Here is a 24904-nt window from a genome sequence, read left to right as displayed (position 1 = left end):
TGTGATTTCAATGCGGCCATAGCCTGAGCGATAAGACAACATCACGCGTTGCACCACTTTGAACAACAATCACCGCCTTGGCCGCCAAGGCACATAAGGAGAGCGATATGAGTGCGACCATCAACTACCTCACCAAGATACGCTTCGGCAACGATGCCCTGGACGATCTGGCCGACGAATTGGTGCAGCTCGGTGTCGCCGCGCCCTTGATCGTGACCGATGCCGGGCTCACCGCCAGCGGCCTGGTAACACGCGTCCAGGAGGCCATCGGCGGTACACGCCCGGCCCCGGTCTACGACGGCACGCCCGCCAACCCCACCGAAGTCGCCATCGAAGACGCCGTGGCCTGTTTCCACGAGCATGCCTGCGACGGCATCGTCGCGCTGGGCGGTGGGTCAAGCATCGACCTGGCCAAAGGCGTCGCCCTGCTGGCCAGCCATTCCGCGCCACTGCGGCAATACGCGGTGATTGAGGGCGGTGCAGCCCGTATCGGCAGCCAAGTGCTACCGTCAGTGGCCATTCCCACCACAGCCGGCACGGGAAGCGAGGTGGGGCGCGCCGCGCTGATCAGCATGCGCGATGAACGCAAGCTCGGTTTCCTATCGCCGTATCTGATCCCCGACGTGGCGATCTGCGATCCATTGCTGACCCTCTCGCTGCCGGCGCACTTGACCGCCGCCACCGGCATGGACGCCATCGCGCATTGCGTCGAAACGTTTCTCAGCCCGCGCTTCAACCCACCCGCCGACGCCATCGCCCTCGACGGCCTGCAACGCGCCACGCGACATATCCGTACCGCCGTCAACGATGGCAGTGACCGAGAAGCGCGCAGCGAGATGCTGATGGCCGCTACGCAAGGTGCCTTGGCATTCCAGAAAGGCCTCGGCGCGGTGCACTCTCTTTCCCACGCACTGGGCGGCTTTCACGACCTCAAGCTCCACCACGGCACGCTCAATGCCTTGCTGATGCCCATCGTGCTGCGCTTCAACCAGGACCATTGCGGCGACAAGTTCGCCCGGCTGCGCGATGCGATGGGACTGGCCCCCGGCACGGATATCATCGAGGCCTTCACTCAACTCAACATAGATCTGCGCCTCCCCATGCGACTCAGCGATATGGGCGTCACTCGAGAACGCCTGGACCCGGTCGCCCAATGGGCACTGGAGGACCATTCCACCGCCACTAACCCGCGTGTCCCGACGCACGACGATTTTCAGCGCATGCTTTTGGAAGCATTATGAAGATCGCTTCTAAAAAACTTTAACCAACTGAAAAAAGAGGAGATTCAACCCACGCTCTAGACCAAAGTCTAGATAAATGAATATTGAGCACAATGTACATTAAGAACTAACTTGAAAGACGCATTCTAGGCACGACAACACTTCATGACACGCCAACAACAAGGATCGATCATGCTCAAACTGCACAATAAAGTCGGACTCACCAGCATCGCTGTCCTGCTCACCGCCATCGCCGGACCGGCTCTCGCCGACTACCCGGAAAAACCCATCACCCTCATCGTACCGTGGGCCGCCGGCGGCGGTACCGATGCCACCGCGCGCACCATCGCCAAGGCGATGGAAGAAGAGCTGGGCGGGACGGTCAACGTCGTCAACCGTACCGGTGGAAGCGGCGTAGTAGGTCATAACGCCATTGCCAGGGCCAATCCCGACGGATATACGCTGGGCCTGGTGACCGGCGAGATCAACATGATGCACTGGCAAGGCCTCACCGACCTGACCTACCGCGATTATACCCCTATCGCGCAGATCAATTACGATTACGCCGGCGTTCAGGTAGCTACCGACGGCCCCTTCGACGATCTCGAAGACCTGGTAAAAACCGTAGCAGAGCAGCCCAAGGGCACCTATAACGCATCCGGCACCGGCCAGGGCGGTGTCTGGCACCTCGCTTTCGCCGGCTTCCTGATGGATCAAGGCATGGAGCCCGACCGCGTCAGTTGGATCCCCAGTCAAGGCGCGGCCCCCGCCATGACCGAACTCGCCGCCGGCGGCATCGACATCGTGCCAAGCTCAGTGCCCGAAGGCCGCTCGATGATCGAGTCAGGACGCGCCGCCAGCCTGGGGATCATGGCACCCGAACGCCTCGATAGTTTCCCCGACGTGCCCACGCTCCAGGAGGCCATCGGCAGCGACTATCAGATCGGTGAGTGGCGTGGTATCGCAGGTCCCAAAGGCATGGACCCCGAAATCGTCGCGACGTTGGAGGACGCGCTGGAGGATGCCTACAACAGCGATACCTACCAGGACTTCATGGCCAAGCAAGGCTTCGGTACCGAATGGCGCAATGCCGAGGACTTCGGTCAACTGATGAAGGATATGGACGAGCGCTTCGGCAAGATCGTCGAACAAGTCGGTCTGGCCGAGTAATCCGGGGGCCACGATGAGAGATTTCCTGCTTGGCCTAGCGTTCATGGCGGCAGGCGCCATCGTCTATGTCGTGGCCCAAGGGTTCCCCACCATGCCCAGCCTGCAGTATGGGCCGTCACTGTTTCCCTCCCTCATCGGGGGAGGGTTCATGATTGGCGGCCTGATACTCGCGATCGGACATGTCAGGGCACTCAAGGGCATCGGAAACGGCATGACCTGGCGCATGGAACGTGAGCAACTGCGCGACACGTTGCTGTCCCTGCTTCCCGCCCTGGCCATCGTTTTTTACATCCTGGCAAGCGAGTGGCTGGGGGCCATGCTGTGTCTGGCATCGATCATGTTCGTATTGATGCTTGCACGGCGCACCTCTCCTCTCCTCGCGTTCGGGATATCCATCGTCGCAGCACTGGTCATCGACCTGGTGTTTTCACGTTACTTGCTCATTCCCCTCCCCGAGGGACTATTGGGCGTCTGGGGGTAAGTAAGCCATGGATGCATTTCTGCAAGGCCTAGCGCTGGTCTTCAATTTCCAGACATTACTGGTGATCGCCGCCGCGGCCATTTTTGGAGTCTTCGTGGGCGCCGTGCCCGGCCTGACCGCCACCATGGCCGTCGCACTACTGGTCCCCATCACCTTTTACATGGAGTCAACGCCCGCCATCGCAGCCATCGTGACCACATCGGCGATGGCGATCTTCGCCGGCGACATTCCCGGCACCTATCTCAATATCCCCGGCACGCCCGCGTCGGCCGCCTATGTCGGCGAGTCCCATCAACTGGCACGTCAAGGGCGCGCGCGGGAAACGCTGGGGACCAACCTTGTATGCTCGGTCTTCGGCGGATTGTTCGGCACGCTAGTGCTGGTCTTCGTCTCGTCCTCGCTGGCCGAAGTCGCGCTCAAGTTCAGTTCCTTCGAGTATTTCTGGTTGGCTTTGCTGGGGCTGAGCTGCTCGATCTTCATCTCCATCGGCTCCAAGACCAAGGCCTTTCTATCCTTGCTGGTAGGGTTGCTGCTCTCCACTGTCGGTCTCGACATGATGAGCGGTGCACCTCGCTTCACGTTCGGCCTCCCGGACTTGATGGCAGGCATCAATTTCATCCCCGTGATGATCGGGATGTTCGCGCTCAACGAACTGATGAGCTTCTACGGTTCCAGCAATGAAAACCGCCACATTCCCGCCGTTCACAAAGACGAAGTCTTCAGCAGCGTTCCTCGGCACATCGGACGCTATTGGCGCAACCTGTTGCGGGGCAGTTCGACCGGCACCCTGATCGGCGCCCTGCCCGGCGCGGGCGCAGACATCGCGGCATGGATCTCCTACGCCATGGGCAAAAGCCGCTCGAAAAACCGGGACGCCTATGGTAGCGGCCACATCGAAGGCATCGTCGATGCCAGCTCGGCCAACAACTCGGGTATCAGCGGCGCTTGGGTACCGGCGCTGGTCTTCGGCATTCCCGGCGACTCGATCACCGCCATCGTCATCGGTGTGCTGTACATGAAAGGCATGAATCCCGGCCCCACCATCTTCATGGAGGGCGGTGGTTTGGTCTATGCGCTGTTCACGGTGTTCTTCATTGCCAACCTGGCCATGTTGCCCATCGGTTATATCGCCATTCGCTCGGCCAAGGTCTTCATCCTGACGCCACGCAAGATATTGATGCCGATCATTCTGTGCTTTTGCATCATCGGCGCCTTCGCCATCAACAACGCTGTCACCGATATCTGGATCATGCTGATCATCGGTCTGGTCGCCTACATCCTGGCGCGCAACGACTTCCCCATGGCCCCGACCATTCTGGGCCTGGTACTCGGCGGCACGCTGGAGAACAACTTCATGAGCTCCATGCTCAAGAGCAACGGCGACCTGCTCAGTTTCTTCTCGCGTCCCATCAGCGCAAGCCTAGGCGCGATGGTCATCCTGATCTGGTTCCTGCCGTTGTTCATTCGTCTCTATCGCCGTTATCGCGGCGCTCCCCAATCCCCGAGGACGCCATGACCACCTACGCCGCTGCACAAATTCATGAACTCTTGACGGCCCTCTTCGAGGAGGCCGGCGCACATCGAGAGGTCGCCGACACCACCGCCGACGTGCTGGTCGAGGGCGATCTTCTCGGTCACCACACGCATGGCATCAAGCTCGCGAATGGCTATCTCAAGGACCTCAAGGCCGGCAAGGCAAGCGGCGACCCCGCTACGCTCAAGATGTCGGAAAGCAGTCCCGTGGCCGCCGTGATCGATGGACACTATGTGTTAGGGCCGTACCTGATCAGGCACGCGCTTGAGCATGCACGACAAGCCGCCGAAGGCTTCGGCATCGGCATCGTCACGCTCAAGCGATCCCATCACATCGCCTGCCTGGCAGCCTATCTGCGCCCCCTTGTCGAACGTGACCTGGTGCCCATCGTGCTCAGTTCGGACCCCGCCGTGGCCTCGGTGGCACCCTATGGCGGTGTGACGCCCGCATACACGCCGAACCCGCTGGCCATCGGCATCCCCGGTCGCGATAACCCCATGCTGATCGACGTCAGCATGTCGAGCATTACCAACGGCACCGTCAACAAGACACGCGCCGAGGGCGGCAAGCTCGCGCATCCCGCGATCTTGACCCGTCACGGCACCGCCAGCGACGATCCCGAGGACTTCTTCACCACGCCTCCTGGCAGCATCCTACCACTCGGCGGCCAGGCCTTCGGTCATAAGGGGTTCGCTCTGGGCCTGATGATCGAGGCGCTGACCTCGGCTCTCGGTGGCTATGGTCGCAAGGACGCCCCGACCCAATGGGGTGCCTCGGCCACGGTGATGGTCATCGATCCGGCGCGTTTCGGCGGCACCGATGCCTTCGTCGAGGAAACCGACTTTCTCACCCGGCGCTGTCTCGACGCCGAGCGCGCCGACCCCGATGTCGCGGTGCGCCTACCCGGTCAATCCGGCCTCGCCAAGCGTCAACGGTATCTACGCGAGGGAATTCCCCTGCCCAATGACGTCGTCGATTCGCTACGCCTGGCCGTCTCCGACTCGACGCTGGCAAACGGCTCATTGAGTCGCGCACTAGAGTTATGAACGGGAGAATAAGATGCCACAAGATCAGGACACGCATGATACCAAGACCATCGGCGTCATCGGCACCGGTCTCATGGGCGCACCGATGGCTCGCCGTCTCGCCGAGGCGGGCCACCGAGTCCGCGCCTGGAACCGCACGCCCGACAAGACAGAGACACTGCACGAGCACGGCATCGACATAGCTCATTCGGCGAACGACACCGCCACTGATGCCGACTTCGTCATGGTCATGCTCAGCTCGGGACCGGTATGCGACGACATCCTGCTAGGCGACGACGGCGTGATCGCCCACATGGCACCCGGTGCGATACTGGTGGTGATGAGTTCGATCCCGGTCGAAACCGCCAGAGGCCAGGCCCAAGCCGCCGAGGCAGCAGGCATCGGCTATCTGGATGCACCGGTATCCGGTGGCGAACGCGGCGCCATCGGCGGCACGCTGGCGATCATGGTCGGCGGCGAAGCGGCCACCTACACGCAAGCGCGAGCGCTTTTTTCACACCTCGGGCGCGACGTGCATGTTGGCCCGGCCGGTAGTGGTCAACTCGCCAAGCTGGCCAATCAGACGATCGTCGCCAATACCATCGCTACGGTGTCCGAAGCCTTGCTGCTCGCCGAACGTGGTGGTGCCGATCCCGGAAAAGTACGTGAGGCCTTGCTGGGCGGCTTCGCCGACTCGACGATCCTTCAAGTCCACGGCGAACGCATGCTCAAGAAAGACTTCCGCCCCGGCGGGCCCGCCAAATGGCAGTGGAAGGACACCCAAACCGCCCAACAACTCGCGGATGAATTATCGCTTGAGCTCCCGGTATCGCGCCTGGTGGATGGCTTGTTCGGGGACCTGGTCGCGCACGGCGACGGCGAGCTGGATCATAGCGCCCTGATCCGCGAGCTGCGCCGGCGCAACGACGAAAATCCGCACTGAACGGTACCCAGGGTTTACGCCGGGACAGGTTGAAGCAGGAGTCTTTCGACAGGATGTCGACAGTAGCGCCAAGGGAGAGTTTATAGCGCCCTTGCGGCAACCTGCTCGCGGCTTCAAGTATCGAGCGCGACCTCGCGCAGATAATCCGGCACGTCGATCGTTCCGGCATCGCGAAAATCGGCCAGACGCGCCTGCACCTGGGATTCAGAGCGCGCTAGATGTTCTTCGAGAGCGCGTCCCGCGGCTTCGCCGTGACGGGCACGGGCTTGTTCGAATACATGCCGATGCTCGTCGAAGAACGGCTCCACGCTGGGCAGCTCGATCGACGAGCCCAGCAGATGCTTGCTGATCAACAGGATGGGTCGCGTGCGACGCAACATGGTCATGATCTCGGCGTTGTTGCCGCGCTTCAGGGCCTCGTGGTGCAGGTCATTCTCGAGGGCATCGAGCAATGCGCTGGGCACCTGAGGATAATCGCGCGCGGCATCGTTCAGGCGCGCCAGATAGTTCTGTATTTCCGCATCGCTCAATGTCTCGGCGGCACGGGTCATCATGAATGGTTCTAGCTGACACCGTGCCTGGTAAAGATCGCGCAGGCGCGTGTCGTCCAGCGGCACCACCGTCCAACTGCTGTACTTGACTTTCTCGACCACGCCGATGCTCTGTAGATACAGCAGGGTGCGATGCGTCAGAGTCCGACTCACCGACAGCGAACGCGCCAATTGCAGTTCATTGAGTTCGAAGCGCCCTTTCATCGAGCATAGCACCACGTCGCGTTCTACATTCTCGGCATGCGCACGCCAAGTGTCCGTGCGCTCGATACGCGAGGCGCGAAAATCGCTCTTGCCCAGGGAGCGGCGTACCACGTCGCCGGGTTGTGCGCCGACTTGGTAGCCGCGCCCTTCGAAGCGACAAATTCGCCCTTCCTCGTGGAGGCGAGCCAAGGTCTGGCGTACCGGCGAACGGCTCATCGCGAAATGCTCGGCGAGATGGCCTTCCAGCAGCACCAACCCCGGCTCGAGACGTCCATCCTCGATGGCCTGGCTAACTACCCGATAAAGTTGCTCCTTCAACGATCTGGCCATGCGACTGTCGTACTCCCGTTTAATGCATGCGCGCGGTTCGAGCGCCCTTGAACGTGATGATAGCGCGGCGTCGTCAGGTGATCGCGCCGACCATCCAGGGCACGAATTCATTGCTGCCATAACCCAACGATTCGCTGGCACTGGCGTCGCCGGACGCGACGGCGACGATCCGTTCGAAGATCGCCTCTCCCATCTCCTCCACCGAGACTTCACCGTCGATGATGGCGCCGCAGTTGAGGTCCATGTCCTCACTCATGGTCTCATACATGTGCGTATTGGTAGCCAGCTTGAGGCATGGCGCCGGCTTGAAGCCGGAGACCGAACCACGCCCCGTGGTGAAGCACACCACGGTCGCTCCCGAGGCAATCTGCCCGGTAACCGAGACAGGGTCATAACCGGGACTGTCCATGAAATTGAAGCCTGGCACCTGGAGCGGCTCGGCGTATTCGAGCACATCGTTGAGGCTCGATGCCCCACCCTTGGCCACCGCGCCGAGGGATTTTTCCAGAATCGTCGACAGGCCTCCCGCCTTGTTGCCCGGCGAGGGGTTATTGTTGAGTTCCGCGCCGTTGATCTCGGTGTAATGCTTCCACCAGGCGATGCGTGCCAGCAGCTTACGCGCGACGTCCACATCCACCGCGCGGTCCAACAACAAATGCTCGGCGCCATAGATTTCCGGCGTTTCGCTCAGGATTGCGCTGCCTCCGTGACGCACGATCAAATCGGCGGCGTGCCCCAGCGCCGGGTTGGCGGTGATCCCGGAATAACCATCCGAGCCACCGCATTGCAACGCCACGCTCAAGTGATGGAGCGGCGCGGGGCGTCGCTCATCGCGTTCATGGCTGCGCGCCATGTTCAGCACCTTGTCGCAGGCCATCTGGATGCTCGCGCGCGTACCGCCGACCTGCTGAATGTTGAAGTAGGCCAGACGCGCAGCATCCTCCAGGCCAGACTTCTCCACCAACTGCTTGACCTGGTTGGTTTCACATCCCAGCCCGATAATGACCACATGCGCAAAATTGGGATGCCGTGCGTAGCCCGCGATGACACGCTCGAGGAAGGCAAAGCCCTCGGACTCGGTATTCATCGCGCAGCCCGAACCATGGGTAATCGGCACTACGCCATCGAATCCCAATGCCGCGATCTCACCGTCTGCATTGAGCCGCTCGGCGGCCACCTTGGCCACGGTTGCCGAGCAGTTCACGGTCGACAAGATCCCGATGTAATTGCGCGTGCCGACCTGACCATTGGGGCGATGATAGCCCATGAAGGTACGCTCGGAATCGCTGACCGGCGTGCGCGGAAAAGGCTCGAAACCCTCCAGCGCCGTATCGCGCTCGAGCATGGCGACATTATGCGTATGCACGTGTTCGCCGACGACGATATCGCGGCTCACCCGACCGATGACCTGGCCGTACTTGATGACGTTATCGCCCTCGCCGAGCGGCGTCAGCGCCACCTTGTGCCCGGCATCGATATTGTGACGTGCCACGCACTCGCCGACGCCGAGCGGCAAGCCTTCCGGGACGGCACGCGTGGCGACTCCCACGTTATCGGTCGCGTTGAGTCGGATGACCGGCGGTGTCGTATTGATGAGCTGCATGAGGACCTCGCTGACAAGGACACGCCTCGCCGCCACGGAGGAGGGACGCATCGATTTCTGGGGCTGGCTTTGAGACCATATTATTGAATATTGCACACAATGTTCAATTAATATCTTAACGCACCAGAAGCAACGCCGCGAGATTTCGCATCATGTAATAACCAGAAGAAATCGCCACAACAAAATTGCGATTGGCCTGTTATCGCTAGTCCGCCTTAGTCTGATCCTGAAAAACACTCATTGACGCGGCGCAGACCGCTCTCTCTTCAGGACGCTAGATCATGACCACGATTACCCACCTGCAAGCACGTGACATTCGCTTTCCCACCTCGCAGCAGCTCGACGGCTCAGACGCCATGAACGCGGCACCGGATTATTCGGCTACCTACGTGACCCTGACCACCGATGCCGATGATGCCCATCAAGGCCATGGCCTGACCTTCACCATCGGGCGCGGCAACGATGTCTGCGTGATGGCCGTCGAGGCGCTGGCCTCGCGCATTGTGGGACACGATCTCGAGGCGATCACTGCCGACATGGGCACTTTCTGGCGCGATCTCACCAGCGGTGATAGCCAACTGCGCTGGCTGGGACCGGAAAAGGGCGTCATGCACCTGGCAGCGGCAGCCATCGTCAACGCTGTATGGGACCTATGGGCCAAGCGCGAAGGCAAGCCGGTCTGGAAACTGCTGGCAGACATGTCTCCCGAGCAATTGGTCCAGTGCCTGGATTTCCGTTTCGTCACCGACGCGCTGACGCCGCAGGAAGCCATCGCCTTGCTCAAGCGCAAGGAAGCCGGCAAAAGCGAGCGCGAAGCCCATATGCGCGCCGAGGGCTATCCCGGCTATACCACCTCCGCCGGCTGGCTTGGCTACTCAGAGGACAAGATGCGGCACCTGGCGCGCGAAGCGCTGGCCGAAGGCTGGACGCATTTCAAGCAGAAGGTCGGCGGCAACCTCGAGGAGGATCGCCAGCGCGCCCGCATACTGCGCGACGAAATCGGCTGGGACCGCAAGCTGATGATGGACGCCAACCAGATGTGGGACGTGGACGAAGCCATCGCCAACATGCGCAACCTGGCGGAATTCGATCCACTGTGGATCGAGGAGCCCACCAGCCCCGACGACATCCTCGGCCATGCCGAAATCCGTCGCCGGCTCGACCCCATGGGTGTCGCCACCGGCGAGCACTGCCATAACCGCGTGATGTTCAAGCAGCTATTGCAAGCCGACGCCATCGACTATTGCCAGATCGATGCCGCGCGGCTGGGCGGTCTCAACGAAGTGATCCTGGTGCTGCTGATGGCCGCCAAGTTTGATGTGCCGGTCTGCCCGCACGGCGGTGGCGTGGGTCTGTGCGAGTACACGCAGCACATTTCGCTGTTCGACTATGTTGCTGTCTCCGGCTCGCTGGACGGACGCATCCTCGAATACGTCGACCACCTTCACGAGCATTTCATCGACCCGGTGCGCATTCACCGAGGCCGTTATCAGGTTCCCGAAGCCCCCGGTTACAGTATCACCATGCATGACGACTCTCTCGAACGTCATCGCTACCCCGAAGGAGAGGCCTGGCATGCGGCTTCCAACGAAAATTAATTGGCCATCTACGACTAACGATGAAGTCTCAACAGGGGGCATCTAGGTGTATGTTCAACATTAAGATGCTCAAGAGCAGACACACCATCTGCCGAAGACATCGCGCGACCCATCAGTAGGCAAGAATTTCTGGTATAGGTCGCGATGATACCGGTGTCATTCGTGACACACATACCAGTAGTAACCATCAGTTCCAGGAGGACGAGATGACAACAACCACAACGACACGCCTTGTTTCGGTCGTCGGCGGCGCCTTTCTCGGCTTGACCGCTCTGAGCGCCTCGGCGGCAACCGAAATGCCCCCGCTGCCCGACGTCAAAGGCGACAAGGTTCAAGCCGATGGCGACTTCAAGATCAAGTTCAGCATCGGTACCACGGAATCCGGCGCGCAATATCGCGGCCTTCAGTACTTCGAGAAGATCGTCGAACAACGCAGTGACGGGCACATCCAGGTGAATCTATTCCCCGGTGCACAGCTGGGTGATGACCGCGAAGCCACCAGCGCACTGCAGGCGGGCACACTGGAAATGACCATGCCGTCCACCTCACCGCTGGTGAACATGTTCCCGCAGTTCGCTGTCTTCGACCTGCCGTTCCTGTTCCCCGAGCCGGAAATGGCGGATGCCGTGCTCGATGGCGAGATCGGCCAGCAGATGCTCGAAGATGCGTCCTCTCAGGGCCTGGTCGCCATCGGTTGGGGCGAGAATGGCTATCGCCAGTTGACCAACAGCCAGCATCCCGTCGAAAAGCCGGCAGATCTCGATGGCCTGAAGATCCGTACCATGGAAAACGATCTCCACCTGGATATCTGGCGGACACTGGGCGCCAACCCCACGCCGATGTCTTTCGCGGAACTGTTCACGGCGCTTGAGCAAGGTGTCGTCGATGGCCAGGAAAACCCCTGGATCACCATCAAGTCGTCCAAGTTCAACGAAGTGCAGGACTACGCCACCGAAACCAACCACGTCTACACGCCGTTTATCACCCTGGTCTCCGCTCGCTTCTGGGACCGTCTGCCGGAAGACTATCAGCACCTTCTGCGCGACGCGGCCACCAAGATGGGCGATTATCAGCGTGACGTCAGCCGTACGCTGAACGATCAGATCAAGAAAGATCTGAAAGATTCCGGCATGCAGATCACCGAGCTGAGCCCCGAGCAAGTCAAGGTCTTCCAGGACGCGCTGGAGCCGGTCTATGAAGATTGGCGCGACGAGATCGGCGGCGAGCTGATCGACGATATCCGCGAGCAGGTGCAGCAGGAACAAGAGCAAGAATAAGCTCCACACATCCTCAGTAGCACACGTACGCAGGGAAGGTCGGCCACGCTCTTCCCTGCTTTAGGCACTAACAAGCTCAGCACCCCCTCCCTGGAGGCTTCATGAAGTCACGTTCGGGTAACGCCTACTTGAACAAGCTGATAAGCGGATTGGACGTCATCATCGGGCTCCTCGTCATTGGCGTGGTCGTTACCGTCTCGATGAACGTCTTTGGGCGCTTCATATTCAGCTACTCCTTTGCCTGGGCATCGGAAATTTCACGCTTGTTCTTCATCTGGATGGTGCTACTCGGCGCGGGCATCGCCAGTCTAGCCAACGAACACGTCGCCGTGACCTTATTCAAGGACAAGGCGCCTCCTATGCTGCAGAAGTTCTTCGCCTTGCTTGCAGCAGCGATCATCTATGCCGTTTGCATCAGCATCTTCCTCGGTTTCAACAACATCATTTCAGGCTATGTGGGCACGACCCCCTTCCTGGGCATTTCCAAGACCGTTCTCTATAGCGCGATGGTGGTCATGGCAATACTCACCATCATCGGTAACACCATTTTTCTCTACAAAGTCTTCAAGCGAGGTGCAGCATGATCCTGTGGAGCATTCTCTTGGGGCTATGCGTCTGCATCGTGATCGGCATGCCGATCTCGTTTGGTCTGGCCGCGATCTGCCTGTTCATCTTTCACTTCGCCAACTACGGCCTCTCCTCGCTGGTATCGGAAGCAGTCAATGGTCTCAACTCGTTTCCCTTGCTCGCCATCCCGTTGTTCATTCTCGTCGGCGAGGTCATGAGCTCCGGCGGCATCGCCAAGCGTCTGGTACGCCTGGCCAGCGCCATGGTCGGCTTCGTCGCCGGTGGACTGGGCCAGGTAACCGTCCTGACATCGATGTTCTTCGGTGGCATCAGCGGCTCCGCCGTGGCGGACTCCTCCGCGGTGGGCAGCATGATGATCAACCCGATGAAGCAGCATGGCTATTCGGGGCCGCGCGCCACCGCCATCGTCGTGGCTGCCTCGGTGGTCGGCATCATCATTCCGCCGTCGATTCCGATGATTCTCTTCGGGGTCGTGACCGGCACTTCGATTTCGCAACTCTTCATGGCCGGTATCGTACCGGGGATCCTAATCACCGTAGGCCTCGCCCTGGCAACGTACTTCCAGTCCAAGAAAACCGGCTCGGCCCAGCCATTCGACTTCCAGGAGTTGATCGCCGCCCTCAAGGACTCGGTACTCGCATTGCTGCTGCCGATCATCATCGTCGGCGGGATCTTGAGCGGCGTTTTCACACCTACCGAAAGCGCGGCGATCGCCCTGCTGTATGCGCTGGCGGTGTCGATGTTCGTGTATCGCAGCCTCACCTTGAAGGGCTTCTTTTCCTTGTGCGTTTCCACCGGCCGCCTGACCGGAGTAGTCCTGCTGTTGCTGGCGTTTGCCAGCGTCCTGGCCTGGCTATTGACTGCCAACCTGATTCCACAGCAGATCGTCGTCATGCTCTCGGAGCTCTCCCAGAACAAGTACTTCATTCTGGGCGTTCTGACGCTGTTCCTGCTGGTCGTGGGCTTCTTCATGGACCTCACACCGGCGATGGTCATTCTGGCACCGCTGATGACCCCCGTGGTCGTCAAGCTCGGTATCGATCCCGTCTACTTCGGCGTCCTGATGTCGTTCGTACTCGGTATCGGCCTGATCACGCCCCCCGTGGGTACCGTGCTCTATGTCGGCTGCGGGGTCGGCAAGGTCAAGCTCGAAGACCTGGTCAAGAGTCTGCTGCCCTACTACTTCACGCTGATCGCCTTGCTCCTTGCGTTCCTGGCCTTCCCTGGCCTGGTGCTTTGGTATAAATAGCGTTCTGGTAGTAAGTAGCGTTCTTGTAACAATAGTGCTCTGGTACAAGTGACATGACAGTAGAGCAAGGAATTACCATGCCCATCGCCACGGCAGAACTGCATCGCTTTCTCAGCGACTTGCTGGGTAGCAGCGGGGTCATCGACGACCCCGCGGAATTTGCTCGCTATACCACCGACTGGGCCGGCGACAAAGGCGGCGATCCCTGGATGATCGCCCGCCCCGGTACCCCCGAACAGGTCGCCGACATCGTCGCGTTCTGTCATCGCCACCAGATTCCCATGGTGGCGCAGGGGGGCCATTCAGGCCTCGTCGGCGGCGCGCAGCCCGATCCTGAGCGCGGCGAACTGATGATTAGTCTCGAGCGGCTGAACCGGATTCGTCATCTCGATCCCATCAATTTCAGCATGAGCGTGGACAGCGGCTGCATCCTGCAAAACGTCAAGGATGCCGCCGAAGAGGCGGATTGCTACTTCCCGCTCGCCCTGGGCGCACAAGGGAGCTGCCAGATAGGCGGTAACGTCTCCACCAACGCCGGTGGGCTCAACGTATTGCGCTACGGCATGATGCGCCAGCTGGTGTTGGGGCTGGAAGTCGTGCTACCTGATGGCCGCCTCTGGAACGGCATGCATGCCCTGCACAAGGACAACCGCGGTTACGATCTGAAGCAGTTGTTCATCGGTGCCGAAGGCACGCTGGGCATCGTCACTGGCGCCGTACTCAAACTCGCACCCCGACCGCAGACCAGCCGCACCGCGCTGATCGCCGTGCCCGATATTGCGTCGGTATTGGCGCTTTACGCCCAGGCACGTCGTAGCTGTTGCGACCTGCTGTCGGCGTTCGAGTTGATTCCCCGCGTGTGCATGGAACTGGCCTTCGACGCGGCTCCCGACCTGCCCGACCCACTGGACGAGGCGCATCCGGTCTATGTCTTGATGGAAGTCTCGGCCAGCGGCCCGGCGGATCTCGATACGATGATCGAGCATCTCTTCGAGACGGGCTCGGAGCAAGGGAATGTGCTGGATGGCGTACTCGCCAGCAGCGAAACGCAGGCAGCGCAGCTTTGGCAGATTCGTGAAAGCATGCTGGAAGGCCAGCAGATGCGCGGCGAACACCTGCGCACCGATATCTCGTTGCCCATTTCGTCGTTGACGGCGTTCTGCGACGCGGCCCATCACGCCATGGTCCAGCATTCGCCGGAGACACAAGTCATCGCCTACGGCCACATCGGCGATGGCAACCTGCACTTCAACCTGCTGCCACCCGCGAATCTCGATCTCAAGGCCAAGAAGATCCTGTTACATGAGCTGGAAGAGATCTTGTTCGATCTCGTCGACGCCCACCATGGGAGCATTAGCGCCGAACACGGCATCGGGCGCGTCAAGCAGGTGCCTTTCCTCGAGGATTTGGGCGAGACCGAATACACGCTCTTGAAAGGTCTCAAACACCTCTTCGACCCAGAGGGCCTGATGGCTGCCGGCCGCATCCTGCCGCGTTAGTCTTAGGCACTGCCCAGACGAGGCCTAGAGAGGCGTGTTAGCTACTCTGCGAAAAACACCCGCAACACATGATCGAGGTGGACTTCCATGGCCTGCCTCGCCGTTGCGGGGTCGCGCGCCTCGATCGCCGCTACCAGGCGCTCGTGATCTTCCTGCGAGCGCTGCGGCATGCCGGTCTCCATGAACAATTCCTGCAAACGCCGGAACATGACCCCGTACTGGTGGCCCAGCAGGTGCTTGATCCACAGCGCATAGGCCGCGTTGCCCGAGGCTTCGGCGATGCGGATGTGCAACAACCGGTCCCCCGCCAGGTTGCCCCCGCCGTTATTGTTGTCGTAGATGTTGCGCTCCAGCGCCGCGCGTATGGTGCTGAGATCCTCGTCCGTGGCATTCATCGCCGCCAGGGCCGCGTTCTCCGGCTCCAGATAACGCCGCGCCTGCAACAGCGAAAACGGCGGTATCTCCTCGTCGAGATTGAGCTCGATCTCACTGGCGAACTCAGGGTCGAGCGCCCACGGCTCCTTGCGCGCCGCGGCCTGCATCACCGAGCCCGGCGGCATGGCATCGACTTCCTTTACCAATACGCCATGCCCCACACGAACCTCGACGATGCCCACGACTTCCAGGGCGATCAGCGCCTCACGCACCGACGCTCGGCTGACACCCAATTGCTGTGCCAGATCCCGCTCGGGCGGTAGTAGTGACCCCGGGGGAAACTCGCCATCGCGAATCAGTTGCTGCAACTGGTCGGCGATCTGCCGGTACAGGCGTTGTGAGCGAATGGTTTGAATCGGCATCGCATCGTCTCTCCACACCGCGTTGCGACTAAAGTTGATGGCAATTGACTTGCCGCCGAGACCTAGCCCAGTAGATGATGGCCCAATCATTGGTCAGGCCTCTGGATCTTCGAATGGCTGGCCGCGTCATGTTCCCACGTTCAGCAGGGATTCGCCACACCATGAGACTTCAAGACAAGACGGCACTGGTTACCGCCGCAGGCCAAGGCATCGGTCGCGCCACGGTAGAGCGCTTCCTCGCGGAAGGCGCCAACGTCATCGCTACCGATATCGATACCCGCCTGCTCGCCGACCTCACGGAGGCCAAAGTGTATCGGCTGGATGTCACGCAACGCGCTGAAATCGACACGCTGGCACATGAACTGGGCGAGCTCGATATTCTATTCAACTGCGCCGGCATGGTACCGGGCGGCTCGATCCTGGAATGCGATGACACGACCTGGGAGCGAAGCTTCGGCCTCAACGTGACCGCCATGTTCCATATGATTCAGGCCTTCCTCCCTGGAATGCTCAATCGAGGCGGTGGCAGTATCGTCAACATGGCCTCGCTGGCATCGAGCATCAAAGGCATCCCCAACCGCTTTGCCTACGGCACCACCAAGGCTGCCGTCATCGGCTTGACCAAGTCGGTAGCCGCCGATTACATGACACAAGGCATCCGCTGCAACGCCATCTGTCCCGGCACCGTCGAGTCGCCCTCGCTGCATCAGCGCATCGAGGCCCAGGCCCAGCAACAAGGGCGTGATAAGGCGGCGGTTTTGCAGGAGTTCATCGATCGCCAGCCCATGGGCCGGCTCGGAAGACCGGAAGAAATCGCCGCACTGGCGACTTTTCTCGCCTCGGACGAAGCAGCGTTCATCACCGGCACCGCGCAGTTGATCGACGGCGGCTGGGCCAACTGACTACCGCGCCCCGAAACCGGCGCGGTGCTCGTAGCTATCGTTTACCGCGCCCCGAAACCGGCGCGATGCTCGTAGCTCGTAGCTCGTAGCTCGTAGCTCGTAGCTCGTCACCATATCCGACTCACCCACGAACCCATGAAAGGAAATCGCATGAAACTGCTACGCTTCGGCCCTCAGGGCCAGGAAAAGCCCGGCCTGCTGGACGCCGACGGCAAGATCCGCGACCTCTCGTCGCTGATCAAGGACGTCGCCGGCGAGTCGCTCGACGACACTGCCCTGGCCAGCATCGCACAAGCCGATCCCCAAAGCCTGCCGGAGGTTCCGGAGGGGACGCGTCTGGGCCCCTGCGTGAGTCAGGTCGGCAAGTTCATCTGCATCGGCCTCAACTACTCGGACCACGCCGCCGAAACCGGCGCCGAGGTGCCGCCGGAGCCGGTCGTTTTCAACAAATGGACCAGTGCCATCTGCGGACCCAACGATGACGTGGAGATCCCCCGCGACTCGCGCAAGACCGACTGGGAGGTCGAGCTGGGCGTCGTCATCGGCAAGGGCGGACGCTACATCGACGAGGCCGACGCCATGCATCACGTCGCCGGCTACTGCGTGGTCAACGACATCTCCGAGCGGGAATTCCAGCTCGAGCGCAGCGGTAGCTGGGACAAGGGCAAGGGCTGCGACACCTTCGGCCCACTCGGCCCGTGGCTGGTCACCCGCGACGAGATCGCCGATCCCCAATCGCTCGACATGTGGTTGGACGTCGACGGCAAGCGCTACCAGGACGGCAACAGCCGCACCATGGTCTACCAGATCTCCTATCTGGTGGCGTACCTGAGCCGCTTCATGAGCTTGCAGCCCGGCGATGTCATTTCCACCGGCACGCCTCCCGGCGTGGGCGCTGGCCAGAAACCTCAGGTCTTCCTCAAGTCCGGACAGACCATGCGTCTGGGCATCGAAGGACTCGGCGAACAGTCTCAACGTACCAAGCAAGCTTGATTGTGCCAGAGGCCGCCATGCGGCGGCCTCAACCTTCATGGCGTGACGTTAGACCAAAGACGACCACGACCTATGTCTAGGCCTCGTGACCACTAAAACGCTTGAAGTCAGGTCCCTCGCTTGGGCATCTTGTTAGCCAATTGGCCTGACCTCTAGATCAAAATACCGCTGGGCGACTGGCCTGACCATCTTGCCTGGCGATGTACGAAGGAAGTCCTATGCACACAATCGTCTGCGCACAGCCTCAAGATATGGAATTGCGCGATGTGCCCGATCCGCAATGCGCGCCGGGTGAGGCCATGCTCAAGATTCGGCGCGTGGGTATTTGCGGTACCGACATTCATGCCTACGGCGGCAATCAGCCCTATTTCACCTATCCCCGCGTACTGGGCCACGAGCTGTCCGGTGACATCGTCGGTGTCGGGGAAGGCGTCGATGAAGCGCTCATCGGCCACAGCGCTTATGTCATTCCTTATCTACATTGCGGTGAATGCCGTGCCTGCCATCAGGGCAAGACCAACTGCTGCCAGCACATGCAGGTCATCGGCGTGCATCGCGATGGCGGCATGGCGGAGTACCTCAGCGTGCCCGTGGATCACCTGGTCACCTCGAGCACCCTCGACGCCGAGCAACTGGCGTTGGTCGAGTGCCTGTCCATCGGTGCGCATGCCGTGCGTCGTAGCGGTACCGAGTCCGACGAGCTGGCCGTCGTGGCGGGCGCGGGGCCGATCGGCATCGGCATCGTGCAGATCGCCCAGAGCCGTGGCGCGCGGGTGCTGGTGGTGGATACCAACCGCGACCGCTTGGCCTTCTGTCGCGACACTTTAGGCGTGGATGGCGTGCTACATGCGCTGGATGACGACGTGGAAGCTGCCATCGAACGCCACAATGACGGTGCCCTGGCCGATGTCGTGTTCGATGCCACGGGCAACCCCAAGGCCATGAATCGCGGCTTCGATTTCGCCGGCCATGGCGGGCGCTACGTGCTGGTGAGCGTGGTCAAGGCCGACATCACTTTCAACGACCCCGACTTCCACAAGCGTGAGCTCAGCCTGCTGGGCAGTCGCAATGCCACGCGTGAAGACTTCGAGACAGTGGCCCGCTTGATGGAAGAAGGCCGCATGCAGTCGACGGCGATGATCACCCATCGCGGCCATTATACCGACCTGCCCTCGTTGATGCCGCAGTGGTGTGAACCAGCGACCGGCGTCATCAAGGCAATGGTGACGTTCGATGATGCCACCGCTCAGGGAGGACACACGGCATGACCCAGACCATTGCCTCCGACCAGCTTCAGCAGCCCAGTCTACGTGTCCATGCCGACGACAACGTGCGTGTGGCACTGCGCGACCTGCCCGAAGGCATGGAGATCGACGACAACGGCCCTCGACTGCGGCTGTCCGAAGCCGTACAGCACAAGCACAAGTTCACATTGCACGCCATGCAACCCGATGAACTCATCGTGATGTATGGCGTGACCGTGGGGCGTGTCGTTGAGCCCATCGCCGCAGGCGCCGCCATCACCACGTCCAACGTCGAGCATTCCACCACCAATGCCAGGCCTCAAGGCCACCGAGCACATTGGGATGCCCCCGATGTCAGTGCCTTCACCGAGCAGACCTTCGCTGGTTATCACCGTCCCGACGGCCGCGTGGGCACCGCCAACCACTGGCTGGTCATCCCCCTGGTCTTCTGCGAGAACCGCAACATCGAGGTGCTACGCCAGTGCGTCGAGGATGCCATCGGCGACGACCCCTACCGGGATTACAAGCACATGGCCCGCCGCATGCTCCACGGCGACACGCAGGCAGCCCCGGCCCCAAAACCCGACGCATCGCTGTTTCCCAACGTCGACGGCGTGCGCTTTCTGACTCACACGCTGGGCTGCGGCGGCACCGACGATGACGCCCAGTCGCTTTGCCAATTGCTCGCCGGCTACATTTGCCATCCCAACGTGGCCGGCGCCACGGTCCTCAGTCTCGGATGCCAGAAGGCCCAGATCGAGATGCTCAAATCGGCAGTGGCCAAGCGCGATCCCGAGGGGCTGCGCCCGGTCCACTATTTCGAGCAGCAGGCTACCGACACGGAGCCCGAGCTGATCCGCCAGTCACTGGGCAGCATCTTCGACGGTCTCAAGGCCGCCAACACCGTCGAACGGCGTCCCGCTCCTCTTTCAGAGCTCACCATCGGCGTCGAATGCGGCGGCTCCGACGGCTTCTCCGGGCTTTCGGCCAACCCGCTGGTCGGCGCCGTCATCGACCGACTGGCGGCCTTGGGAGGCAGCGGCATCCTGAGCGAGTTTCCCGAACTATGCGGCGTTGAGCATGAATTGCTGGCGCGCTGCCGTGATGAAGACACAGTCTCGCGCTTCCAGCAGCTCATGGAAGCCTACCAGCGGCACGCCGCCTCGGTGGGTGCACACTTCTCGATGAATCCCTCGCCCGGCAACATTCGCGACGGCCTGATCACCGACGCCATGAAGTCTGCCGGCGCAGCCAAGAAAGGCGGCGACAGCCCTATCGTCGACGTGCTCGATTATACCGAGCCCCAGGTACGCAAGGGCCTCAACCTGCTCTGCTCGCCGGGTAACGACGTCGAGTCCACGACCGCCCTCGTCGGCTCCGGCGCCAATCTGGTGATGTTCACCACGGGGCTCGGCACGCCCACCGGCAACCCCGTCACGCCAGTCTTGAAGCTCGCCAGCAACAGCGATCTCGCGCGGCGCATGCACGATGTCATCGACTTCGACGCCGGGCCCATCATCCGGGGCGAGGCGGAAATCGCCGAGCTCGCCGATGAACTCCTGCACCTGTGCATCGATACCGCCTCGGGGCGCTATCGCACCAAGGCCATGCGCCTCTCGCAGCTCGATTTCATCCCCTGGAAACGTGGAGTCTCTCTGTGACAGCGCCATCGCTCGCCGACGCCGGTATCGTGCAATTCGGCACCAGTCGTTTCTTGCTGGGGCATGTCGCAGCGTTCGTGCATGCCTCGCGAGAAGCCGGGCACACGCGCGACAAAATCCTCGTGGTACAGACCTCCCCGCGCGAGGCCGGCAAGCAAAAAGCCCGCGACCTGGACACGCACCGGCATTACCCACTGGCGATTCGCGGCCGCCGGGACGGGCGCGACATCGATGCCCGCGAAACTATCACCAGCGTCGCCGGCTGTCTGATCGCCGACCAGCAGTGGGCCGAACTGCAGCGGCACGTCGTCGAGCATGCCCGCTTCGTGGTCTCCAATACCGGCGACAGCGGTTATCGAATCGACGATGACAGTGCACTGGCAGACGTGCCGCAAAGCTTCCCGGCCAAGCTCACCAAGCTACTGCACGCGCGCTACGACGCGGGGCGCGATGGCCTCACCGTGCTGCCCTGCGAGCTAGTCAGCCGTAATGGCGAACAACTCAAGACCCTGGTGCTGGAACTGGCGAATCGCGACTACACGGATGCCGACTTCAACGCTTGGCTCACCACACGCTGCCTATGGGCCAATACCCTTGTCGATCGTATCGTCTCAGCGGCACTGGAGCCGGTCGGTGCCGTTGCCGAGCCTTACGCGCTCTGGGCCATCGAAGATCAACCCGGGCTCGAACTGCCCTGCCGACACCCCGATGTGCAGTGCGTGACGTCCCTGGCTCCCTACGAGATGCGCAAGCTGCATATTCTCAACCTGGCGCACACCTATCTCGTCCACCGTTGGCAACGCGAGCCGCACTCAGGCATCCGCTTCGTGCGAGAAGCCATGGAAGCACCGGAATGGGCAGCGGAGCTACGCCAGGTACTCGACGACGAAGTGCTGCCCACGCTGGCGGAACACCTCGAGCGTGCCGAGCTCGAGGCCTATCGCGACGCGACGCTGGAGCGTTTCGCCAATCCTTATCTCGATCACGCCCTGCAGGACATCGCCCAGCACCACGTCACGAAGTGCCAGCGACGCCTGCAACCCGTGGTCGAGTCGGCACGCCGACGAGGCATCGCCACGCCGCGGCTCGATGACGCCATATCGAGCGCACAATCCACGACGCATTCCCGGTAAACCGACCGCACGACCGACAACAAACAAGGAGCACGACAATGCGTTTCAAGAAACTCACGCTCATCGCCACCAGCCTCTCCATTGCCGGCCTCGGTAGCTTGAATCTCGCTCAGGCCGCCACGGAGATCCGCGTCGCCTACGGCAACCAGCCAGGCGAGCCGGTGGATGTCGCCGTCAAGGAATGGGCGGAAAACGTCGAGGAAGCCAGCGACGGTGAACTCACGCTCAGCGCGTTCCCCGCCAGCCAGCTCGGCTCCGAGACGGACGTCATGGAACAGGCGCGCTTCGGCTCGCCGATCATCACGATCACCGCCTACAGCAACTTCATGAGCTCGGTACCCGACCTGTCGGTGCTCGACGCGCCCTACCTGGCCGACAGCTTCGACGACAAGCTCAAGGTCTTCGACTCCGAGTGGTTTGCCGAACAGAGCCAGAAGGTCGAGGAAGCCGGTTACCACATCGTCATCCCCAACACCGTGTACGGCACGCGCCACCTGCTCTCGCGCGAACCCGCCACCACGCCCGAGGAACTCGACGGCGTGAAGGTACGCGTGCAGAACTCGCCGATGTACGTCGAGGCCATGCGGTCCATGGGCGCCACGCCGACCCCCATGTCACTAGGCGACGTCTATCCGGCGCTGGCCCAGGGCATGGTCGACGGGGTCGAGAATCCCACTCCGGTGCTGTTCGGCGGAAAGTTCCACGAAGTCGTCAAGCACCTCAACCTGACCGGCCACATGCACACCGTGGCGCCGTTCGTCACCGGCAAGACGTTCTGGGACCAGCTCAGCGAGGAAAACCGGCAAATCCTGACCGAGACCGGGCAAGACATGGCCGCGCACCTGCGTGAACTGGTCGAAAAGGAAAGCGACGTCGCCCTGCAGAAACTGAAGGATGCCGGCGTCGAGGTCCACGAGGTGGATACGCAACCATTCCGCGAACGTGCCGCAGAGCAGATTCCCGCTGCCTTCCCGCAGTGGAGCGATGGCCTGTACGAGCAGGTTCGTCAGATCATCAACGGATAAGCGTTGAACGGCCGCCGGCGCCACACAGACTCGTGGCGCCGGCACGCGTATCACGGACGGCAACACCGTGAGTTGCCGTGACCGAGGAGTCTCAAATGAAACGCGTATTCCATTGGATCGACCGCATCATGCGACTCGATGAAGTGTTGGCCAGCACAGCACTCTTCGCGATCTTTCTCGTCGCCATCAGCAACATCTTCATGCGTTATATCTTCAACACCCCGCTGGCCTGGACCGAGGAGGTCCTGCAGCTACTGATGGTATGGGCCACCTTCCTCGGCGCCAGCGCCCTGGTGCGGCGCAACGAACACGTGCTCATCGGCATGCTGTCGGAGAACCTCCCGGCGTCGCTCGCCCGCTGGAACGAGCGTATCTTCAATGTCGGCATGGTGCTGATCGCCGCCATCGTGCTCGGCTACTGGGGACTGCAACTGCTGCCCTACTCCAATTTTCGCAGCACGCCCATGCTGCAGATCCCGTACATGTGGATTCACGTCGCCATCCCGGTCAGTGCCGTCGTCATGGCCTACCACTGCCTCGTCCGACTGGCTCGCGATACCTAAAGGATATTACCCATGGCCGTAGGCATAGCACTCGCAGCGCTGTTGCTTCTTTTCGTGCTGGGCACGCCCATCGCCTTCGCACTGTTCCTGTCGACCTTCTTGTATTTCCTGTTCGGCGCCGACCAGCCCACCATGCTGCTCATCCAGCGCCTGGCCGGGGGGCTGGAGTCCATCTCGCTGCTGGCGATTCCGTTTTTCATCATGGCGGGGGTGTTCATGAACCACTCCGGCATTACCGACCGCCTGCTGAAACTGGCCGAACTCATGACCCGACGCCTGCATGGTGGACTGGCTCAGGCCAACGTGCTGCTGAGCACCTTCATGGGCGGTCTCTCCGGCTCCAACATCGCCGACGCTGCCATGAACGCCAAGCTGCTCGTGCCCAGCATGACGGCAAACGGCTACCCCAAACCGTTCTCCACCGCCGTCACCGCCGCCTCCTCGCTGGTGACCTCGACCATTCCGCCAGGGATCGCGCTGATCGTCTATGGCTACGTCAATAACGTGTCCATCGGTCGCCTGTTCCTGGCCGGCGTGGTGCCCGGGATCCTGATGGCGGTGTGCATGATGCTGCTGGTAGCGCGTCAGTGCCGCCGGCTGGGCTATCAACCGCCGCGCAAGGAGCGGGTCTCGCGGCATGAATGGGTCAGCGTGACGCGCGCCGGCATCATCGCCCTGCTGCTGCCTGTCGTGGTCATCGGCGGCATTCGCGTCGGCGTTTTCACGCCGACCGAGGCCGGCGCCATGGCCGTGCTGTACGCCTTGATCGTGGGGATGTTCGTCTACAAGGAAATGAGCGTGGGTAACGTCGCCGTGGCGACGCGGGAATCGCTGTTCGCCTCGGTCAACGTGCTGTTCATCATCGCCGTGGCCTCGGGATTCGCGCGCTTTCTGACCTGGGAGCACATCCCTCAGGACATCGCCATGCTGCTCTCGTCCCAGGTGGGCACCGCGGTGGCATTCCTGTTGCTCTCCAATGTCATCCTGCTGACACTGGGCATGTTCCTGGAAGGCAACGCCATTCTCATCGTGCTTTCGCCCCTGCTGGCGCCCGTGGCGGCCCAGTTCGGCATCGACCCGGTGCATTTCGGGATCATCTTCATCCTCAATGCGTCCATCGGTACGATCACCCCGCCCCTGGGGACGGTGATGTTCACCACCTGCAGCATTACCGGCGTGAAGGTGCCCGACTTCATCCGCGCCATCATGCCTTATTGGCTGCTACTAGTCGGCATATTGTTGATGGTGACCTTCGTGCCTGCCGTCTCCATGACGCTGCCCAACTTGATTTTCTGAACACAGGCTCTTTTCTTG

The 24904-nt window shown here is 61.4% G+C and carries 22 protein-coding genes; 19 read left to right on the top strand and 3 right to left on the bottom strand.

Annotated elements, in window-relative coordinates; genetic code table 11:
* Positions 1-107: 107 nt before the first annotated feature.
* The 6 genes from OP496_RS11640 to OP496_RS11615 all read left to right on the top strand — a co-directional run bounded on the left by OP496_RS11640 (position 108) and on the right by OP496_RS11615 (position 6373).
* Complete coding sequence (locus OP496_RS11640) at positions 108-1241, top strand: iron-containing alcohol dehydrogenase (protein ID WP_280563804.1); 1134 nt, start codon at positions 108-110, stop codon at positions 1239-1241.
* A gap of 171 nt (positions 1242-1412) precedes the next feature.
* Entirely contained in the window at positions 1413-2390 is a 978-nt protein-coding gene (locus tag OP496_RS11635; protein ID WP_280563803.1) for a tripartite tricarboxylate transporter substrate binding protein, read from the top strand.
* Between the two features lie 13 nt (positions 2391-2403).
* Positions 2404-2871: a tripartite tricarboxylate transporter TctB family protein gene (locus tag OP496_RS11630; RefSeq protein WP_280563802.1), complete on the top strand. Its 468-nt coding sequence runs from the start codon at positions 2404-2406 to the stop codon at positions 2869-2871.
* 7 nt (positions 2872-2878) lie between these two features.
* Positions 2879-4387: a tripartite tricarboxylate transporter permease gene (locus OP496_RS11625; protein WP_280563801.1), complete on the top strand. Its 1509-nt coding sequence runs from the start codon at positions 2879-2881 to the stop codon at positions 4385-4387.
* Positions 4384-5451, top strand: a complete 1068-nt coding sequence (locus OP496_RS11620) for an Ldh family oxidoreductase (protein ID WP_280563800.1) — start codon at positions 4384-4386, stop codon at positions 5449-5451. The genes OP496_RS11625 and OP496_RS11620 overlap by 4 nt, the downstream gene beginning before the upstream one ends.
* Before the next feature lie 13 nt (positions 5452-5464).
* Entirely contained in the window at positions 5465-6373 is a 909-nt protein-coding gene (locus OP496_RS11615) for an NAD(P)-dependent oxidoreductase (protein ID WP_280563799.1), read from the top strand.
* Between the two features lie 113 nt (positions 6374-6486).
* Here the strand turns inward: OP496_RS11615 and OP496_RS11610 are convergent, their stop codons facing one another.
* Positions 6487-7458 (bottom strand): GntR family transcriptional regulator, encoded by a 972-nt coding sequence (locus OP496_RS11610; RefSeq protein ID WP_280563798.1) that lies wholly within the window; start codon positions 7456-7458, stop codon positions 6487-6489.
* A 73-nt stretch (positions 7459-7531) separates the two neighbouring features.
* Positions 7532-9061: an altronate dehydratase family protein gene (locus tag OP496_RS11605; protein WP_280563797.1), complete on the bottom strand. Its 1530-nt coding sequence runs from the start codon at positions 9059-9061 to the stop codon at positions 7532-7534.
* A 281-nt stretch (positions 9062-9342) separates the two neighbouring features.
* Between OP496_RS11605 and OP496_RS11600 the strand changes: the two genes are divergently transcribed.
* From OP496_RS11600 to OP496_RS11580, 5 genes are all read left to right on the top strand, one after another.
* A complete protein-coding gene (locus tag OP496_RS11600; protein ID WP_280563796.1) occupies positions 9343-10659 on the top strand; it encodes an L-fuconate dehydratase in 1317 nt (438 codons plus the stop codon).
* Positions 10660-10865: 206 nt separating this feature from the next.
* Positions 10866-11936 (top strand): TRAP transporter substrate-binding protein, encoded by a 1071-nt coding sequence (locus OP496_RS11595; RefSeq protein WP_280563795.1) that lies wholly within the window; start codon positions 10866-10868, stop codon positions 11934-11936.
* A gap of 101 nt (positions 11937-12037) precedes the next feature.
* Positions 12038-12520 (top strand): TRAP transporter small permease, encoded by a 483-nt coding sequence (locus OP496_RS11590; protein WP_280563794.1) that lies wholly within the window; start codon positions 12038-12040, stop codon positions 12518-12520.
* Positions 12517-13773, top strand: a complete 1257-nt coding sequence (locus OP496_RS11585) for a TRAP transporter large permease (protein WP_280563793.1) — start codon at positions 12517-12519, stop codon at positions 13771-13773. Before OP496_RS11590 ends, OP496_RS11585 begins: the two co-directional genes overlap by 4 nt.
* 77 nt (positions 13774-13850) lie before the next feature.
* Positions 13851-15272 (top strand): FAD-binding oxidoreductase, encoded by a 1422-nt coding sequence (locus OP496_RS11580; protein WP_280563792.1) that lies wholly within the window; start codon positions 13851-13853, stop codon positions 15270-15272.
* Positions 15273-15313: 41 nt separating this feature from the next.
* On the opposite strand, the gene OP496_RS11575 is transcribed toward OP496_RS11580, so the two are convergent.
* Positions 15314-16069 (bottom strand): FadR/GntR family transcriptional regulator, encoded by a 756-nt coding sequence (locus tag OP496_RS11575; RefSeq protein WP_280563791.1) that lies wholly within the window; start codon positions 16067-16069, stop codon positions 15314-15316.
* Between the two features lie 161 nt (positions 16070-16230).
* Between OP496_RS11575 and OP496_RS11570 the strand changes: the two genes are divergently transcribed.
* From OP496_RS11570 to OP496_RS11535, 8 genes are all read left to right on the top strand, one after another.
* Complete coding sequence (locus OP496_RS11570) at positions 16231-16971, top strand: SDR family oxidoreductase (protein WP_280563790.1); 741 nt, start codon at positions 16231-16233, stop codon at positions 16969-16971.
* Between the two features lie 150 nt (positions 16972-17121).
* Positions 17122-17964 carry a fumarylacetoacetate hydrolase family protein gene (locus tag OP496_RS11565; RefSeq protein WP_280563789.1) on the top strand — a complete coding sequence of 281 codons (843 nt, stop codon included), beginning with the start codon at positions 17122-17124 and terminating at the stop codon, positions 17962-17964.
* Positions 17965-18182: 218 nt separating this feature from the next.
* Positions 18183-19232 carry a zinc-binding alcohol dehydrogenase family protein gene (locus tag OP496_RS11560; protein WP_280563788.1) on the top strand — a complete coding sequence of 350 codons (1050 nt, stop codon included), beginning with the start codon at positions 18183-18185 and terminating at the stop codon, positions 19230-19232.
* Positions 19229-20869 carry an altronate dehydratase family protein gene (locus OP496_RS11555; RefSeq protein WP_280563787.1) on the top strand — a complete coding sequence of 547 codons (1641 nt, stop codon included), beginning with the start codon at positions 19229-19231 and terminating at the stop codon, positions 20867-20869. Before OP496_RS11560 ends, OP496_RS11555 begins: the two co-directional genes overlap by 4 nt.
* Positions 20866-22002, top strand: a complete 1137-nt coding sequence (locus OP496_RS11550) for a mannitol dehydrogenase (protein WP_280563786.1) — start codon at positions 20866-20868, stop codon at positions 22000-22002. Before OP496_RS11555 ends, OP496_RS11550 begins: the two co-directional genes overlap by 4 nt.
* A gap of 38 nt (positions 22003-22040) precedes the next feature.
* Positions 22041-23027, top strand: coding sequence for a C4-dicarboxylate TRAP transporter substrate-binding protein (locus OP496_RS11545; RefSeq protein WP_280563785.1), 987 nt, complete (start codon positions 22041-22043; stop codon positions 23025-23027).
* Between the two features lie 95 nt (positions 23028-23122).
* Complete coding sequence (locus tag OP496_RS11540) at positions 23123-23590, top strand: TRAP transporter small permease (protein ID WP_280563784.1); 468 nt, start codon at positions 23123-23125, stop codon at positions 23588-23590.
* Between the two features lie 12 nt (positions 23591-23602).
* Positions 23603-24886 (top strand): TRAP transporter large permease, encoded by a 1284-nt coding sequence (locus tag OP496_RS11535; protein ID WP_280563783.1) that lies wholly within the window; start codon positions 23603-23605, stop codon positions 24884-24886.
* The last annotated feature ends 18 nt before the right edge of the window (positions 24887-24904 follow it).

Origin of the sequence: Chromohalobacter sp. 48-RD10 (assembly GCF_029889785.1) — a bacterium.
Lineage (GTDB): Bacteria > Pseudomonadota > Gammaproteobacteria > Pseudomonadales > Halomonadaceae > Chromohalobacter.
Note: the sequence above shows the minus strand (reverse complement) of the source record. Positions and strands in the feature narration are given on the sequence as shown.